This is a genomic window from Kitasatospora sp. NPDC059803 (assembly GCF_042732255.1).
Lineage (GTDB): Bacteria > Actinomycetota > Actinomycetes > Streptomycetales > Streptomycetaceae > Kitasatospora.
In genome coordinates this window covers 1-2,149 of sequence record NZ_JBHWIJ010000544.1, presented here as the reverse complement: position 1 = coordinate 2,149, position 2,149 = coordinate 1, and the positions used below count along the sequence as shown (strand labels likewise).

Genomic DNA, 2,149 nt, shown 5'->3' with positions numbered 1-2,149 from the left:
GGTGCGTTGTGTTGTTTTGTGTGCTGGCCCCCTACCTTCTCGCCCCTCCCCCCCCCCCCCCCCCTGATTAGTGCCGGCTCCGTGCGCTGCGAGGATGTGAGTTCAGGAAGTTCAGCCGGCCAAACGGGGCCGGCCCGGGCCGTGGGGGACTACACCTTGTAGGCGCGCCCCGGGAGAAGGCAAGGGAGGAAGAACAGTCATGGTGGTCACGCTCGCCAAGGGCGGGAACGTCTCGCTCACCAAGGCCGCGCCGAACCTGACGCAGGTCCAGATCGGCCTCGGCTGGTCCGCCCGTTCGACCACGGGCGCACCGTTCGACCTCGATGCGAGCGCCCTGATCTGTGGTGGCGGCCGGGTGCTCGGTGACGAGTACTTCGTCTTCTACAACAACCTCAAGAGCCCCGAGGGCTCGGTCGAGCACACCGGTGACAACCTCACCGGCGGCGAGGACGACGGCGACGACGAGGTGGTCCTGGTCAACCTGGACCTGGTGCCGGCGCAGGCGGACAAGGTGGTCTTCGCGGTGTCGATCTACGACGCCGAGGCGCGGCTGCAGAACTTCGGGCAGGTCCGCAACGCCTACATCCGGGTCGCCAACTCCCTCGACGGCCAGGAGATCGCCCGTTACGACCTGTCCGAGGACGCGTCCAGCGAGACCGCGATGATCTTCGGCGAGCTGTACCGCTACGCGGGCGAGTGGAAGTTTCGCGCGGTGGGCCAGGGCTACGCCTCCGGCCTGCGCGGCATCGCCCTCGACTTCGGCGTAAACGTACAGTAAGGGCGAAAAGGCGAAAATCAGAACAATCGCACCCAACCTACGATCATGAGAACAGAAGGCAGTGCGGGGGTGACCTGACCGGGCCCGGCCCGGTCAGGGCGTCTCGGGACGAGGCCGCCCCCGGCACGGCCCGAAACCCGAAAGGTAACCAAGTCCCGTGTTCCTCCGCACTTTCGGCTGGTCGTTCGCGATCACCGTCCTAGGCCTGATCGCGGCCGGACTGCTCTGGGGGGCCCAAGGATTCGGCATCGTGCTGATCCTCTCCATCCTGGAGATCTCCCTGTCGTTCGACAACGCGGTGGTCAACGCCACGGTGTTGAAGCGGATGAACCCGTACTGGCAGAAGATCTTCCTGACCGTCGGCGTGCTCATCGCCGTCTTCGGCATGCGGCTGGTCTTCCCGCTGCTGGTGGTCGGCCTCACCGCGAAGCTCAACCCCGCGACGGTCATCGACCTCGCGCTGCACTCCAACGCGACGCACGACGGCCTGACCTACGGCCAGTACCTGGAGGCGGCCAACCCCGCCATCGCGGCCTTCGGCGGCGTCTTCCTGCTCATGATCTTCCTCGACTTCGTGTTCGACGACGAGAAGGAGCACAACTGGCTGGGCTGGATCGAGCGCCCGCTGGAGAAGGTCGGCAAGCTGGACGCCTTCTCCAGCGTCGTCGCACTGGTCGTGCTGGTGCTGGCCTCCAACTTCTTCGCCGGGGAGCACGCTGAAACCGTTCTGCTCGCCGGTGTCCTCGGCCTGATCACCTACCTCGTGGTCGGCGGCCTCTCCTCGATCTTCGAATCGGGTCTGGAGGAGGACGCCGAGCGCGAGGAAGCGGCCGAGAAGTCCGGCAAGTCGATCCTCCAGGTCGGCGGCAAGGCCGCGTTCTTCCTCTTCCTCTACCTGGAGGTCCTGGACGCCTCGTTCTCCTTCGACGGCGTGGTCGGCGCGTTCGCCATCTCCAGCGACATCTTCCAGATCACCCTGGGCCTGGGCATCGGCGCGATGTACATCCGCTCGCTGACCGTCTTCCTGGTCCGCAAGGGCACCCTGGACGACTACGTCTACCTGGAGCACGGCGCGCACTACGCGATCGGCGCGCTCTCGGTGATCCTGCTGGTCGGGATCAAGTACCACATCCCGGAGATCGTCACCGGCCTGATCGGCGTCGCCTTCATCGGGCTGGCGCTCGGCTCGTCGATCCTGCGCAACCGGCGCGAGGGCGCGCAGGACGAACCGGAACTGGTGGGTACGAGTACCGGCGAGTAGCCCGCCGGGTAGGCGCTAAGGGCCCCGACCGGGTTCACGGGGGCGGGCGGGTGGGGGCGGGGGGGGGCGGCGCACCCGCGGTTGGCGTCGTTGTGCCCCCCCTGGGCGTC

The 2,149-nt window shown here is 67.0% G+C and carries 2 protein-coding genes; both read left to right on the top strand.

Translation table 11 applies throughout. The features are described 5' to 3' along the window. Positions 1-199 precede the first annotated feature (199 nt). Complete coding sequence (locus ACFV6I_RS39325; protein WP_063347439.1) at positions 200-778, top strand: TerD family protein; 579 nt, start codon at positions 200-202, stop codon at positions 776-778. A gap of 157 nt (positions 779-935) precedes the next feature. Further along, positions 936-2,039, top strand: coding sequence for a DUF475 domain-containing protein (locus tag ACFV6I_RS39320; protein ID WP_380431064.1), 1,104 nt, complete (start codon positions 936-938; stop codon positions 2,037-2,039). Positions 2,040-2,149: the final 110 nt, after the last annotated feature.